Genomic DNA, 14646 nt, shown 5'->3' with positions numbered 1-14646 from the left:
CTGTCATATTTTGTATGTTTTTAGCATGTTCTTTACCGAGTTTTCCATCAGCATCGAAAAAAAGATTGACATTCAAATCACGCCGTATTTATAATGTACAGTCGTGCGAAAGGAGCTCCTTTATGGATGTTTTAATAGTAGAAGATGATCAGGAACAGTTAGATGGCATCGAATCCATCCTGCTCGAAAAATACGATCATATGAATTGTATAAAAGCAACCAATTACCAGCAGGCAACCCAATTGATGCGCGCAAACAAAATCCAACTATTCCTACTGGATATCTCTCTTGGAGATGACGAGTCCGAGCAGGACGGTATCGCACTTGGAACACAGATTCGTTCCATGCAGCGGTATGCAAAAACACCAATCCTGTATCTGACTGCATATTCCATGGACGCACCACGTGCAATACATGCAACGAATTGTTATGATTTTCTGGTAAAGCCCTATAAGAAAGAAGATTTGTTATATACCATCGACAAGCTGATCCACAATCGTTTTCTGGACGTTACGCCCATAGAACTACGCGATGTCAATGGTATTTATTTTCGCGTTCTTCCAGAAAAGATCCTGTATATCGAAGCGGCTGGCAAGAACCTGACGATCTATGAGGAAAGCAATGTGATCAACACAAGCGGTATCCGTCTGAAAGAACTGATTGCACAGCTTCCGCCGAATTTCATCCAAAGTCATCGAAGCTTTATTGTAAACAGTGATTATGTGAACTCTTACGATCCGACCAACGCGCTTCTCTATCTGGGGAATCACAATATCTCGACCCCCGTCGGACGTAAATATAAAGATTATGTCAAAAAGATAATTAGCAGGGACTGAAAATATTTTACCAAAGCACTTTCAGTCCCTGCTAGTTATTTCCCACGTCTGAAATCAAGCACCGCCTGATAACGGATATCCTGAACTAACCGTTCCTTCTGTTCGTCTGTCATAAGATTCATCACTGCATCTTTTTCCTGATCCGTAAAGCCCTTAAATGCGCTGGTTCGTTCTTTTCGCGTCATAGAGCGAAACTCCGTCGGATAATGAAGCAAGCCATTCATTCGTGCTTCATAATTCCGCGTACATTCCATAAATAGCTTTTCCGCCTCCTCCGACATCGACGGCGGCGCATCCATATCCTTATAATTCAAATAATTTTCTCTGAACACTACAACTCCTACCTCCACAATCTGTAAAATCAAAATCCATGCAACGAATGTGGAACACGCAGGGTAAATCACCGTACAGATACTCAATACGCCTAGTCCGATCAAGCCTTTTTGTTGAATCTTCTTTTTTCGTTCTCCCTTGTAAACCGGTCGATTTGGCGATGGTAATGGTGCAATCGTCGCCATCAGATACATCGTAAACAGCAACAATCCCGCTACGACCGGATATGGAAATATGACATGTACACCGCCCGCCACTGCGATCACGTACACACTGACCGAAGCAACTGTACACCCAATATTTGTTTTCATATGGATACCGCCCAGAAACCGGCGAACCAGATTGACCGTCACAAAGCAAAACAAAAATTCCCGGAAAAATCCAGATACTGAAAAGATAACAAATAGAACAAGATCTTTTTGCAAATCTCCCACAATTGATTCTACTGCATAGCATACTTTTGCACACTGCATATCTGCCACATCATAGTCACGTCCCACGAGATACCGTGTCACATGCTCCCCTATCCTATGATTGATACTCATAATTCATCCCCTGTCTTATGTTCTCCATGTGCTTTTTAACAAATGGGATATCCGCCAAAAGTCCGCACAACGGATACCCCCAAGTGTTTTTGGTTGATGTACTAGTTCTCAGATTCTGATTCCATCTCGACTCTCATACAATCAGGAAGCTCCGGCTCTCCCCACAAGTTCTTGCATCCTGTAAGAGTCAGGATTACATCTGTCAAATCCTCCAACTGTGCAGCAACTACTTTCTTCATATCCTTCATCACACATCTCCTCCTTCTGAAAGAATATTCTTCGAAATTCATCCCCGAATGAATTTCTATATTATTCTTAACATGATTAAAATAAATGCGCAATAGATTTGGAACGAACGACATTTCGTGGGGAATAGACAACATCCTTCTACACAATTATATACTTTTCAACCAGATAAACTTTATTACAAACAGCAATTGACATATTATTTAAATAATACCTATAATGTAATATAGAATAAAGGGGATATTTTACTATATGAAAACTTTTGTAATTTCAAGTAGCACATATATTATTGAGGCAGCAGCCGAATTACTTTTGATCAGTTCCTTAATTGGAAAGAAGAAAAAAGACTTACTTTCACCATTCTTACCTCTTATTTTTATATGTGGAATAATAAATAATGCTCTATTCATTTTTATTCCAAACGTACTTGGTTGGTTTCTAGCTTTTCCTATATCATTAATTACATATAGCATAATTTTGCGCATCAGAGTATCTGCATGCATTTTCCCATTTCTCCTAAGTTTTGCTACATGTGGACTAATTGAAGCCATTACTGTGATTATTTTTCCATTTGCAATATTTACATTATCAGATGTTTCAACCCAGTTAGTTGGTAATTGCGTTATTTTTATAATATCAATATTTATTTCCCTCTTACCTCTTAACAAACTATACCTTTTTGCAAATAAGGGAAAATTAATATTTAAACTTATTCTTTCTTATGTATCATTATTATACATAGTAACCGTAGCTCTTACAAAAATTGATTCTATCGATGCCATTGCAATCTTACCAATGACTGTAACCTTCATGGTAATTTTGCTACTTGCTGACATCATGGTATTAAACCAGCAACGCACAATTACAATTCAGCAACAGGATATCAAAGATTACCAGACCTATGAACCAATGGCGCACGATCTGATCTCTGACATCTTAGGTAAACAGCATGATTTCAACAATCAAATGAATGCGATCCGCATGCTGCCATATACTTACAAAGACTATGATTCGTTAAGTGACGCGATCGCGAATTATTCAACATTTCTGGAAGAGGAGTTCAATGAATCTGAGCTTTTGAAGATCAATCTTCCGGTTGTTGCTGGATTTGTATTTAGTAAGATCAAAGAAGCGGAGCAAAAGGGCAGGCTGATCTCGGTCAAGATCAAGAACCGTTCCCTGATCACGCCGGTTCCAGAGTACGATCTGATCCGCATCTTGGGTATTCTAATTGACAATGCGATTGAAGCGACAGAACCCGGACATACATTCTCGCTGATTCTTGACAGCCGGAACGATCACGTCCGAATTCAGACAAAGAACGAAGGAGGGGAGATTTCTTCCGAGCTGCGCAAGAAAATGTTTGTCCGTGGCTATTCTACCAAAACGTCCGTAGAAGTACGCACCTCCCGCGGACAAGGTCTGCCGAATCTGAAAAAATTGGTCGATTATTACAATGGCAAAATCTATCTGGACAACGAGACATTCCATGAACATACATGGATCTGTTTCACCGTCGAATTATAATTTGCAGATGGCGCGCGCAATTGCTGCCGCAACCGCCTGCTGATATTGTGGATTCTGCAAGTTCTCGCATTCTGTCGGATTGCTCAGGAATCCACACTCTACGATCACGCCCGGACATTGACTGTTTTTCAGGATATACAGATCATTGCCCGTCTTAATCTCCCGTTCCTTCGGTGGCTGCAAATCGACGATCAACTGCGCCTGTATCGCTTCCGCCAGTTTCTTTGACATTTCCGACGAACCATAATAAAATACCTGCGGTCCGCTAATCTCTGCCTCTGGGTAGCTGTTCTGGTGGATACTGATCATATAATCCGCGCCGGACGCATTGATCAAGCTCACCCGGTTATGCATATCAGATACTTTCTTGTTCGTCGCACCATTCGTTGCCAGACACACATCCCCCTCGCGCGTCAGGATTACCTTCACACCCCGCGCCTGTAACTGTGCTTTCAGACATAGGGCAATCTGCAAATTCACATCTTTTTCTTTTACATTATCCACGCCGATCTTACCCGGATCATTGCCGCCATGTCCGACATCAATCACAACGACCAAATCCCGTTTCATCCCCGCTTTGTTACAATACATCACACAATTCAGAATCAGCAAAACTAAAAATACGGTAAATCCAAACAACAATCTGATTTTTTTCCGATCAAAAAACCGCATATGCAAAACTCCGGTCTCCCTTAGTCTATACATATGCGGTAATCTTCTTATTATGCTTTATTCTTCTGTCTCAGCTTCCGGCTTCACAATCGAGATTCCAAGCTCTTCAAGCTGCTTTGCATCGACGGTATTCGGCGCCTCACTCATCAGGCAGGAAGCATCCTTTACCTTCGGGAATGCGATAACATCACGAATAGAATCTTCCTGTGCCATCAGCATAACGAGACGGTCAAGTCCATATGCAAGTCCTGCATGTGGTGGTACTCCATATTTGAACGCATTTAACAGGAATCCGAACTGGTCGTATGCACGCTCCATCGTGAATCCAAGTGCCTTGAACATCATTTCCTGAATGTCATCCTGGTGGATACGCACGGAACCACCACCGATCTCTGTACCATTTAATACGATATCGTATGCCTTTGCACGTACTCTGCCCGGATCAGACTCGATATACTGCAGATCCTCTTCCATTGGCATCGTAAATGGATGGTGCATTGCCTGATATCTGCCAAGCTCCTCGCTCCACTCAAGCAATGGGAACTCTGTGATCCATACGAAACGGTATTCGTCCTTCTTCAAAAGTCCAAGCTGATTTGCGATTTCCAGACGAAGTGCACCAAGCACATCATAGACAAGCTTGCTCTTATCTGCTGCGAAGAGCAGTAAATCGCCCGGCTTACCATTCATCTTCGCAACAAGTGCCTGCATCTCCTCGTCCTTCATGAACTTTGCAAACGAAGACTTCATTGTTCCATCTTCATGGATTGCAATATAGGCAAGTCCCTTTGCGCCATAACCCTTGGCAAAGTCAACGAGTGCATCAATCTTCTTTCTTGGCATTGCACCCTGACCCTCAGCATTGATACCGCGCACGCTTCCGCCAGCTTCAATCGCATTCTTGAATACGACAAATTCACAATCCTTCACAACATCTGTCACATCGCAAAGCTCCATACCAAAACGGAGATCCGGCTTATCAGAACCGAAACGTTCCATCGCCTCTTTGTATGTCATACGCTGAATCGGGAGCTGCACATCCACGCCGATGACTTCCTTGAACAGCTTTGCAAGCAGACGCTCATTGACATCGATAACATCATCGACATCCACGAACGAAAGCTCCATATCGATCTGTGTGAATTCCGGCTGTCTGTCGGCACGCAGATCCTCATCACGGTAGCAACGTGCGATCTGGAAATAACGGTCGTAGCCGGAGCACATCAGAAGCTGCTTGTAAATCTGTGGTGACTGTGGCAATGCATAGAACTCACCCGGATGTATGCGGCTTGGTACAAGGTAATCACGCGCGCCTTCCGGAGTTGACTTACAAAGTGTCGGTGTCTCGATCTCGATAAAGCCTTCGTCTGCCATGAAAGAACGAACCAGTGTTGTCACCTTGCTGCGCATCATGATATTCTTCTGTAAGTCCGGACGACGAAGATCCAGATAACGGTATTTCAGGCGAAGATCTTCCTTCGTCTTGCTGTTTTCCTCGATTGGGAACGGTGGTGTATCTGCTTCTGCAAGGATACGGATATCCTTCGCGATGACTTCGATATCACCGGTTGCAAGATTCTCATTGACTGCGCCGCCACGCTTTGCAACCTCACCGGTAATTGCAACGACAAACTCGGAACGAAGCTTCTCAGCCTTTGCGAAGCTCTCCGCACCACAGTTTGCTTCCTCAAAGATGACCTGCAGAATACCGCTTCGATCACGCAGATCGACGAAGATGATTCCACCTTTGTTACGGCTCTTCTGCACCCATCCCATAACGGTGACGGTATTCCCAATCATCGTATTATTTACTTCTGTACATCTGTGACTTCTGTGAAGTCCCTGCATTGACTCTGCCATTTTCATAGCCTCCTGTGTCTAAGTTAATTTATAAATACCCGCTCCCGTCTCTGTCGTTCTGAGTTCGCGATTATCTACATCAGCTACGGAGCGTTTTCATATCATAAATAATGGTTACCCCTCAAAGGAATCCGCATAGAACTCTTCGAACTGTGTATAGCCCTCTGTAATCATCTGATCCTTCTGGAACTTCTTGTTCTTCTTCATGATTGCGATATTCACGATCTGCCCCTCGGCTCTTGCCTGTTTTGCCTGCTCTAAGATCTTAAGCAGCTTGTCGCTTGGCATCTTTTTATCGATTAGGTATGCGGTCTTGTTCTTGCTTCCCGGTATCTCAAAATCGCGCTCGAGAAGCAGCATGATGATTCGCTCAAAACCGATGGAGAATCCACATGCCGGTGTTGGCTGACCGGTGAATTTGCCGATCATCTCGTCGTAACGTCCGCCGCCGCCGACAGATCCGCCATACTCATCCATTGAGATCTCAAAGATTGGACCTGTATAATACGACATACCACGTACCAGAGTCGGATCAAATGCCATCTTGAAGTCCGCACTCTTCGTGCTCTCCACACTGTCGATGATCGTCTTCAAATTCTCAGCAACCTCTTCCGGTAAGAACGCGCCAAGAGTCTCCTTCAGATACTGTACGCCGCTGATGTCGGCTGTCACCTTCTCGAACAGTTCGAGATATTTTGTCACAGCATCCTCGGCATAGCCTTCCTTCAGAAGCTCTTCCTTGACGCCATCCAAACCGATCTTATCCATCTTATCGAGGATAATAAATACGGTATCATAATCTGCTTCCGCAAATCCGCTGTAAGCAGCCATCGCCTTCAAGATACGACGGTCATTGATACGGATCGTAAAGTTCTTGAAATCCAGCTTGCCAAGCAATGTTGTTGTCGCCAGGATCAGCTCGATCTCTGCTAAGATTGTCGGCTCACCTAAAATATCAATATCGCACTGCATGAACTGTCTGTAACGGCCTCGCTGCGGGCGGTCGGCTCTCCATACATTTCCCATCTGTAACGCCTTAAACGGGCTTGGCAGTTCGTTCGCATTGTTCGAATAATATCTGCAAAGCGGTACAGTCAGATCATAACGGAGTCCGCCGTCAACTAAGTCAAGCTCTTCCTTTGCCTCGCCAATCTTCAGCTTCTCACCACGCTTCAAGATCTTGAAGATAAGCTTCTCATTCTCGCCGCCCTGCTTGCTGTTCAGGTTCTCGATGTGCTCGACACAAGGTGTCTCCATCGAATTAAATCCAAATGTCTTATAGGTATCCTTGATTAAAGCGATGCAGTAATCACGGATTGCCATCTCCTTTGGTAATATATCTTTCATGCCGGTTACCGGCTTCTTCTTCATTGCCATCTTTTTCCTCCCGCTTGTATTCATTCTCGTTCGATTTTAAAACGCTTTGCGCTTTCGGTCAAGCATTTCATCAAAACGGTTGATATAATCATCGACAGATTTGCAGTTTTCTACCCGCTCCACACGATTTTCTGCATGATAGACAAGCTTCGTCGACGCACCTGCGCCCGCCGCAATGATATCTGTCATCTCTTCCATAATCAAAATATTATATAAGCATTCGCAGCCCGGCTTCGCATATCCGACATTTTCCAGATTACCACCGATATTCTTCTGCCGGTACAGATAATATGGCTCCATGCCAAGTGTCTGTGCCGTCTCCTGTGCCGCCGTATGCATCGCATCCATGTCATGATGGATTGTGGATTTGTAATCATCCATCTGCTGGTTCAGATTCGCTGCACGCTTGATTGCCAGGGAATGTACCGTCAGGCTCTCCGGTGCCAATGCCCGGATTTCTTCTAACGTATGTTTCATCGCGTGTAAGTCTTCTCCCGGAAGTCCCGCAATCAGATCCATGTTGATGTTATCAAAGCCCGCCTGCCTTGCCATCGCAAATGCTTCCTTCACCTGAGCCGCATTGTGTGCACGGCCGATCGTCCGCAGTGTCTCGTCGTTCATCGTCTGCGGATTGATGCTGATACGCGTCACGCCATATCCCTTCATCACCGCAAGCTTCTCCGGTGTGATGCTGTCCGGGCGTCCTGCCTCCACGGTAAACTCCACAAGCCCATCCGCAACCTCCGGTTCCTGTAACCGGAATACGGTTTGAATCTGCTTCAATAGTACTGCAAGCAGCTCATGCGAGATCGACGTCGGCGTTCCGCCGCCAATGTAGATTGCCACTAACCGTTTGTGCTTATACTGTTCTGCCACATAGGCTAACTCCTTACAGAGCGTATCAATATAGGTCTTTGCTTTCTCCGCATAAATCCCAATCGGATACGATGTGAAGGAACAATACAGACACCGGCTTGGGCAAAACGGAATCCCGACATACAGACAATAGTCGTTGTCGAGATCAATTCCCTTCACCAGACGATGCTCGTTTTCTGCCACCGTCGTTGCAAGCTCTGCTTTCTGCACGCTTGTGTCGTAGATATCGCGGTAATATTGTACGATTCTATCGTGTATTTCCTGCTGTTTTTCATGTGTCCGATCTGCATGCTCCTCGGCATCATGTCCGTTCATGCCAGCTTCATCTGTCTGTTCCGCCAGATACTCCAGAAGCCTCGTCATCGCGATCTTCGTCGGACGTACTCCCGTCAGGTCGCCCCACGGAAGTCTCCGGTCTGCAAACTGTCCAAGCAGCCGGTAAGACGCCATTTTCAACACATTCCGGAATTCTGGCTTATTCCGGTAATCAACAAGAATCTTCGCCCGCAGTCCACAGGTGGATATCAACAGCTTATCCTTATACGCCGGAAGCTCTGGCACCTCCTGCAGATCATCCGGCTTGTCGCACTCATGTCCATGCTTGCACACAGTGAGAATCGTAAAAGCTTCCTCATATCGGATCAGGAGCCGCAGATCAAAATCGTCGGACAAGCCCGCGTCCTCGACGATCTTTACTCCCGGATAAAACGCCATGATCATTGCCCGCAGGTCGTTGTTATATAATTGGTTATTCTGGTCTAGCAGTATCATCTTAGAAATACGGATTGCCCGTCTTTTCCTTTCCAATCATTGTCTGTGCATCATGTCCCGGAAGCACAAGTGTCTCATCTGGCAGCACAAATAATTTCTCACGGATGGCATCTTCCAGAGCCTTCGCATCACCCGTCGGGAAGTCCGTTCTTCCGACACTGTAGCAAAACAGCGTATCCCCGGTAAAGACAACATGCTCCTCCGGGAAATAATAGCACATGCCGCCCTTCGTATGTCCCGGTACTAACAGGCACTTACATTTCCGTCCAAGTACCTCGATCTCGGCGCCATCCTCCAGATAGATATCCGCCTGCGCCGTAAATGCTGCGCCGAATGACGATGACAGATTCAGAGCCGGACTCTCCATGACTTCCTTCTCCTCTGCTGCCGCATACACCTTAATATCCGGGTACTCCTTCTTCACGCCAGCCAGTGCCCCGATATGGTCGAAATGACCATGCGTAAGCAGCACCGCCTGCGGATGCCAGTTTCGGTCTTTCCAGTCCTTTATCAAAATATCTGCTCTATCTCCGGGGTCAATAATCACCGCTTCCCGTGTATCTGTATCTCCCATTGTATAACAATTCGTCGCACAGATACCGAGCACTTTCTTTGTTATCTCAATCTTTCCCATAAAACTCCTTTCAAGGTCAGACGCCACTGTGATTGTATCATTTTCCAATTCGTAGATAGAGTTGGACACAATCTACCAATTCATATGCAGACCGTTGAAGCACGCTGGTACTTAATGAGCGGCATCTTTTGTCGCGAATTTAGTACCACTGCGTGCTGAACCGAGCGAGAGCGCGTCTGCATGGAATTGCGCAGTTGTGTTCAACTCTTCCACCAATACGTTAATTCATACAATCAACCCGTAGTCCGCTCGATATCGATGATTCCCTCTACGTTCCGGATCTTCGCGATCAGCTTGTTGAGCTGCTCCTTCGAGCGAATCTCAAACTTCACGGAAACCGTCGCCTTGCCCTGCTTATTGACACGGACATTCATACCTGTCAGGTTGATGTTCTCCTCATTGAAGATCTTCGACAGCGAGAACACCAAACCCTTACTATCGTTCGCGTAAATGTTAATCTCCGTCATATACATCTTCTGATTCTGCAGCAGATCTTCAGACCATTCCGCCTCAATCAGACGTTTCCGGTCAAATTCATCCATGCAGAGGACATTTACGCAATCGGTACGATGAATGGATACTCCACGTCCACGCGTGATGTAACCGACGATCTCATCACCCGGTACTGGAGCACAGCAGCGTGAAAAACGCACTGCAACATCGTCCATACCTTTGACCACAATACCACCCTTGGCATGCTTGTGACTTTCGCCTCTGCCCGGTGTGTTGATCTTGTCAACAATCTGTTCCTCTGTGATCTTCTTCGCTTCTTCTTTTTTGTATTCTTCCTGCAGACGGTTGACAACCTGTCCTTCCTTCAGTCCGCCATGTCCGATTGATGCAAGCACGGCATCCCATGTCAGGAAGTTGTATTTCTTCATTACCTTTTCCTGCAGTTCCGGCTGCAAAAGGTTCGATAACACGATACCCTTTGTCTTACAGTATGCTGCCATCGCATCTTTACCACGCTGGATATTATCTGTCTTGTTCTCCTGCCGGAACCACTGGTTAATCTTCGTCTTTGCCTGTGAACTCTTTACCACAGACAGCCAGTCCATACTTGGACCTTTGGAGTTCTGCGATGTGATAATCTCAACACGATCACCATTATGAAGCTCTGTCTCAATCGGCACCTGCCGTCCATTGACACGCGCACCAATCAGCTTGTTTCCGACCGCCGTATGAATGCTGTAGGCAAAATCAATTGGTGTAGAACCAGCCGGAAGATTCTTGACATCGCCCGCTGGTGTAAATACATACACCTGATCTGAAAACAGATCCAAATCTGTCTTGATGGCGTTCATGAATTCCTTGTTATCTGTCGTATCGGTCTGCCATTCCAGAATCTGTCTGAGCCAGCTTAACTTCTGCTCTTCGTTATCGTTCTTGCCACTGCCGCCTTCTTTGTATTTCCAATGTGCAGCAATACCATATTCCGCGGTACGGTGCATCTCGTAGGTTCGAATCTGAATCTCGAACGGACGACCACCCGGTCCAATCAATGTCGTGTGGAGAGACTGGTACATGTTCTCTTTCGGCATTGCGATATAATCTTTGAAACGTCCCGGAATTGGCTTGTATTTCTCATGAATAATTCCGAGTGCCGCATAACAATCCCGTACCGTATCGACCTTGATACGAATTGCATGAATATCGTAAATCTGGTCGAGCGTCTTATTCTGCGTGATCATTTTCTTATAGATGGAGAACAGATGCTTGACACGTCCGTCTACCTCTGCCTCGATGCCAGCTTCCTTCATATACTGCTTAACCTGTTCTACCATCTGTACGATGAAATCCTCGCTCGCATTCAGTCGTGTGGTGATCTCTTCCTTTAAGTTCTTGTATACCTCTGGATAGAGATACTGCATGGAGAGGTCATCGAGTTCGACCTTGATCTTGGAAATACCAAGGCGGTGTGCGAGTGGTGCGTAAATATCCATCGTCTCACGCGACTTTTCGATCTGCTTTGCCGGGGACTGGTACTGCATTGTACGCAGATTGTGCAGACGGTCGGCAAGCTTGATCAGGATGACACGGATATCCTTTGCCATCGCAAGGAACATCTTACGCAGGTTCTCTGCCTGAACCTCGATCTTATCCTGTGACAGATCGAGCTGTGTCAGCTTCGTAACGCCATCGACAAGCAGTGCTACCTCTTCGGAGAACTCCTTTGCAATCTCCTCCCGCGTCATAACCGTATCCTCTACAACATCATGCAGGATTCCTGCTACGATCGTCTCTTTATCAAGTTCCAGTTCTGCCAGAATGATTGCCACGCAAAGCGGGTGAATAATATATGGTTCCCCGGACTTTCGCTTCTGACCTTCGTGCGCTTTGCTTGCAATCTTATACGCCTTCTCGATCTCCGACAGATCCGTCGTCGGACGATACGCGCGAATGGTAGCAATCAATTTTTTATACAATTCCTCCGGCGGCGTAAAATCCTCCGGTTTACTGATTTCTTTTTTCAGTGTATCATGTGGTATCTTATAGGTTGTATCCGCCATAAAAATCACTCACCTTCGTACTGTACAACAGATGCTACATCGTAGCCCTCCAGCAATTTTCTTCCTCCAAGATCGGTCAGCTCGATCAAGAAGATCATCTTTACTACCTCACCACCCAGCTCTTCGACGAGCTTGGCTGCTGCCTGAATCGTACCGCCTGTCGCTATCAGATCATCGACCAGTACAACCTTGTCGCCCGGCTTGATCGCATCCTTATGGATCTCGATCGTTGCAGAACCGTACTCCAGATCGTAGCTCATCTCGACTGTCTCACGTGGCAGCTTTCCTTTCTTACGAACCGGGATAAATCCCTTCTTGTTCATATAGGCAAGTGGTGCGCCAAAGATAAATCCTCTCGATTCTGTACCTGCGATCAGATCATAGTCCACTCCATCTAACAGCTTGTTCAGCTCATCAATTGCCAGTGCATACCCTTCCGGGCTTTCCAGTACACTTGTCACATCTCGGAATATAATCCCCTTACTTGGGAAATCCGGAATACTGATGATATAATCCTTTACACTCTTCATTTGCGCTCCTCCTACCTTCACTTATGCTCTATTTTGATGTCTCATAATATACGCTTTTCCGGATTGATACCGGCTCCATCTGAATCGAAACGGTTCCATTGAATTCGTTCTTCTTCATATGATACAGAATATCAATCAGTGCATGGTTTTGTAAACCCTTCAATATTTTATCACATTCTTTGTCTCCAAACCACACTTTTATGTTATCCAATAGCTCTTTTCCACGAAATACCATGCCGTTTATGCGCGTGCCATTGCCATCGACAAACGTGCAACGTGCGTATTGCCCTTCATTTCCAACCATTTTGATCGATCGAATACCCATTTTCACGATACCGAACAATGGTCTTACATTGGCAGTTCCGTATGGTTCCAGCTTTGCAAGCTCCTCATAGAGGGGCAATGTCAGCTGCTTGATGGCACAGGATTCATCCACATACAGCTTCTCGACGAGATCCGCGTCTGTCAGATTGCAATCCCGGTTTAACGCTTCGCGTAACGGTTCGAGTGCTTCGCGCGTAATCGTAAAGCCCGCCGCCATCGGGTGTCCGCCAACCTTCACAAACAACTCTTTATGTTCACAGAGCTTATCAAACATATTATACGTCTCAATCGAACGCCCGGAGCCTTTCAGTCCATGTCCATTTTCCGCATCGGTAAAAACAAGCGTCGGACGGTAAAATGCTTCCTTCAGCTTGCTCGCGATCAGTCCCGCGATGCTCTCATGAATCCCCGGCATATACAGGACGATAACCTTATCATCCCCGATTTCCTTTTCTTTCACACCATCTTCGGTCGGAATCATGCGAATATCCTTTCGCACCCAGTCCGTTGCCGCCCGCACACCGCGGTCGGTCATCTCCTTCCGCAGTTCGTTGAGCTTCGCCATATCCTGTGCCAGGCTTTCCGCCCGCGCCGGATCATCGGTCAGCAGCAGCTCAACGCCCTCTTTCGCACTTTCCAGTCGTCCGGTCGAGTTCAGACTCGGACCAATCCGGAAGCTCAAATGATGCACCTCGATTGGCTTTCCATCAAGACCTAACGCTTTCTTCAACGCATTGATTCCAGGATTCGTACTGTTCGTAAGTCTCCGCAGTCCACGCTTGACAAAGATCCGGTTCTCATCTGTGAGCGGCATGATATCACACACCGTACCAAGCGCTAAGATATCCATATAGGCATCTTCGTCTTCCCACGGAAGCTCCGTCACCCGGTATAAATGCCGGATGAATTTGTACGCCACACCAGCGCCGCATAAGTCCTTGTAGGGATATGCGCAATCCGGGCGGTGCGGATCGATCACGGCATCCGCGTTCACATACAGATAATTTTTTTCTCCGTTTTCCGTCACCTCGCACGGCACCTCATGATGATCCGTAACGATCACCGTCATTCCAAGTTCTTTCGCCCGGGTGACTGCGGTCTCCGCCGCAATTCCATTGTCACAGGTGATAATCGTATCCACGCCATCGGCGTATGCCGCTTCCACCAGCCGTACATTCATCCCATACCCATCCATGATCCGGTGTGGGATATCATAAGAGACATCTGCCCCTGCCTTTTGCAGCCCTTGATACAGAATATAATTCGATGTGATGCCATCTACATCGTAATCGGAGATAATACGGATTTTCTTTCCTGCCCGAATCTTTTCTTTCATAATCTGGCAGCCCTTGTCCATGTCCTTCATTAACGCTGGATCATGAGTGTATGCAAGATCATCACTCAGATAACACGCAACCGCATCTGGCTCCGTGATCTCCCGGTTCACGATGATATGCGCCAATATCGGGCTGATCGAGAACCGCTCTGCCAGTGCGCGGATATCTGCGGCTGGCTGTTTCACCCGCCATTCTTCTTTTTTGTACTCCGACATATCTGTGTTCCTCTCTTCTTCACTTAAAAATGGGGCTGCCGAAACAGCCCCAC

Annotated in this window: 13 protein-coding genes; 2 read left to right on the top strand and 11 right to left on the bottom strand. The window is 46.3% G+C overall.

Annotated features, from left to right (window positions below; translation table 11 throughout):
• Positions 1 to 122 precede the first annotated feature (122 nt).
• Positions 123 to 836: a LytR/AlgR family response regulator transcription factor gene (locus tag H9Q76_RS01665; protein WP_188332026.1), complete on the top strand. Its 714-nt coding sequence runs from the start codon at positions 123 to 125 to the stop codon at positions 834 to 836.
• A gap of 35 nt (positions 837 to 871) precedes the next feature.
• Here the strand turns inward: H9Q76_RS01665 and H9Q76_RS01660 are convergent, their stop codons facing one another.
• The 3 genes from H9Q76_RS01660 to H9Q76_RS01650 form a co-directional block, all read right to left on the bottom strand.
• On the bottom strand, positions 872 to 1714 hold the full coding sequence (locus H9Q76_RS01660; protein WP_249321427.1) for an accessory gene regulator B family protein: 843 nt from the start codon (positions 1712 to 1714) through the stop codon (positions 872 to 874).
• Positions 1715 to 1815: 101 nt separating this feature from the next.
• The gene (locus H9Q76_RS01655) at positions 1816 to 1962 is read right to left on the bottom strand and encodes a hypothetical protein (RefSeq protein ID WP_196021352.1); all 147 of its coding nucleotides are present in this window, start codon (positions 1960 to 1962) and stop codon (positions 1816 to 1818) included.
• A gap of 246 nt (positions 1963 to 2208) precedes the next feature.
• Positions 2209 to 2628, bottom strand: a complete 420-nt coding sequence (locus tag H9Q76_RS01650) for a hypothetical protein (protein ID WP_196021354.1) — start codon at positions 2626 to 2628, stop codon at positions 2209 to 2211.
• A 142-nt stretch (positions 2629 to 2770) separates the two neighbouring features.
• Between H9Q76_RS01650 and H9Q76_RS01645 the strand changes: the two genes are divergently transcribed.
• Positions 2771 to 3487 carry a sensor histidine kinase gene (locus tag H9Q76_RS01645; RefSeq protein ID WP_196021356.1) on the top strand — a complete coding sequence of 239 codons (717 nt, stop codon included), beginning with the start codon at positions 2771 to 2773 and terminating at the stop codon, positions 3485 to 3487.
• Here the strand turns inward: H9Q76_RS01645 and H9Q76_RS01640 are convergent.
• The 8 genes from H9Q76_RS01640 to recJ all read right to left on the bottom strand — a co-directional run bounded on the left by H9Q76_RS01640 (position 3482) and on the right by recJ (position 14593).
• Positions 3482 to 4159, bottom strand: coding sequence for an N-acetylmuramoyl-L-alanine amidase (locus H9Q76_RS01640; protein ID WP_249321426.1), 678 nt, complete (start codon positions 4157 to 4159; stop codon positions 3482 to 3484). The two genes, H9Q76_RS01645 and H9Q76_RS01640, sit on opposite strands and share 6 nt — an antisense overlap.
• A gap of 57 nt (positions 4160 to 4216) precedes the next feature.
• Positions 4217 to 6019 carry an aspartate--tRNA ligase gene (aspS, locus tag H9Q76_RS01635; RefSeq protein ID WP_249321425.1) on the bottom strand — a complete coding sequence of 601 codons (1803 nt, stop codon included), beginning with the start codon at positions 6017 to 6019 and terminating at the stop codon, positions 4217 to 4219.
• Positions 6020 to 6133: 114 nt separating this feature from the next.
• A complete protein-coding gene (gene hisS / locus H9Q76_RS01630) occupies positions 6134 to 7396 on the bottom strand; it encodes a histidine--tRNA ligase (protein ID WP_249321424.1) in 1263 nt (420 codons plus the stop codon).
• Positions 7397 to 7432: 36 nt separating this feature from the next.
• On the bottom strand, positions 7433 to 9079 hold the full coding sequence (gene hemZ, locus H9Q76_RS01625) for a coproporphyrinogen dehydrogenase HemZ (RefSeq protein WP_330594706.1): 1647 nt from the start codon (positions 9077 to 9079) through the stop codon (positions 7433 to 7435).
• Positions 9045 to 9677, bottom strand: coding sequence for an MBL fold metallo-hydrolase (locus H9Q76_RS01620; protein ID WP_249321423.1), 633 nt, complete (start codon positions 9675 to 9677; stop codon positions 9045 to 9047). Before H9Q76_RS01620 ends, hemZ begins: the two co-directional genes overlap by 35 nt.
• 233 nt (positions 9678 to 9910) lie before the next feature.
• A complete protein-coding gene (locus H9Q76_RS01615; protein WP_021986096.1) occupies positions 9911 to 12187 on the bottom strand; it encodes a RelA/SpoT family protein in 2277 nt (758 codons plus the stop codon).
• A gap of 5 nt (positions 12188 to 12192) precedes the next feature.
• The gene (locus tag H9Q76_RS01610; RefSeq protein WP_021986095.1) at positions 12193 to 12717 is read right to left on the bottom strand and encodes an adenine phosphoribosyltransferase; all 525 of its coding nucleotides are present in this window, start codon (positions 12715 to 12717) and stop codon (positions 12193 to 12195) included.
• Positions 12718 to 12745: 28 nt separating this feature from the next.
• A complete protein-coding gene (gene recJ, locus H9Q76_RS01605) occupies positions 12746 to 14593 on the bottom strand; it encodes a single-stranded-DNA-specific exonuclease RecJ (protein ID WP_249321422.1) in 1848 nt (615 codons plus the stop codon).
• Positions 14594 to 14646 lie beyond the last annotated feature (53 nt).

This window comes from Wujia chipingensis (assembly GCF_014337155.1).
In the GTDB taxonomy this organism is placed as follows: Bacteria; Bacillota; Clostridia; order Lachnospirales; family Lachnospiraceae; genus Coprococcus_C; species Coprococcus_C hominis.
The sequence above is the reverse complement of the archived record's forward strand: the minus strand, read 5'-3'. Positions and strand labels throughout refer to the sequence as shown.

Excerpts from the sequence above, each read along its gene's own strand:
- H9Q76_RS01665 (WP_188332026.1), top strand. The coding sequence starts at position 123 with ATGGATGTTTTAATAGTAGAAGATGATCAGGAACAGTTAGATGGCATC.
- H9Q76_RS01660 (WP_249321427.1), bottom strand. The coding sequence starts at position 1,714 with ATGAGTATCAATCATAGGATAGGGGAGCATGTGACACGGTATCTCGTG.
- H9Q76_RS01655 (WP_196021352.1), bottom strand. The coding sequence starts at position 1,962 with ATGAAGGATATGAAGAAAGTAGTTGCTGCACAGTTGGAGGATTTGACA.
- H9Q76_RS01645 (WP_196021356.1), top strand. The coding sequence starts at position 2,771 with ATGGTAATTTTGCTACTTGCTGACATCATGGTATTAAACCAGCAACGC.
- H9Q76_RS01640 (WP_249321426.1), bottom strand. The coding sequence starts at position 4,159 with ATGCGGTTTTTTGATCGGAAAAAAATCAGATTGTTGTTTGGATTTACC.
- aspS (WP_249321425.1), bottom strand. The coding sequence starts at position 6,019 with ATGGCAGAGTCAATGCAGGGACTTCACAGAAGTCACAGATGTACAGAA.
- hisS (WP_249321424.1), bottom strand. The coding sequence starts at position 7,396 with ATGGCAATGAAGAAGAAGCCGGTAACCGGCATGAAAGATATATTACCA.
- H9Q76_RS01620 (WP_249321423.1), bottom strand. The coding sequence starts at position 9,677 with ATGGGAAAGATTGAGATAACAAAGAAAGTGCTCGGTATCTGTGCGACG.
- H9Q76_RS01615 (WP_021986096.1), bottom strand. The coding sequence starts at position 12,187 with ATGGCGGATACAACCTATAAGATACCACATGATACACTGAAAAAAGAA.
- H9Q76_RS01610 (WP_021986095.1), bottom strand. The coding sequence starts at position 12,717 with ATGAAGAGTGTAAAGGATTATATCATCAGTATTCCGGATTTCCCAAGT.
- recJ (WP_249321422.1), bottom strand. The coding sequence starts at position 14,593 with ATGTCGGAGTACAAAAAAGAAGAATGGCGGGTGAAACAGCCAGCCGCA.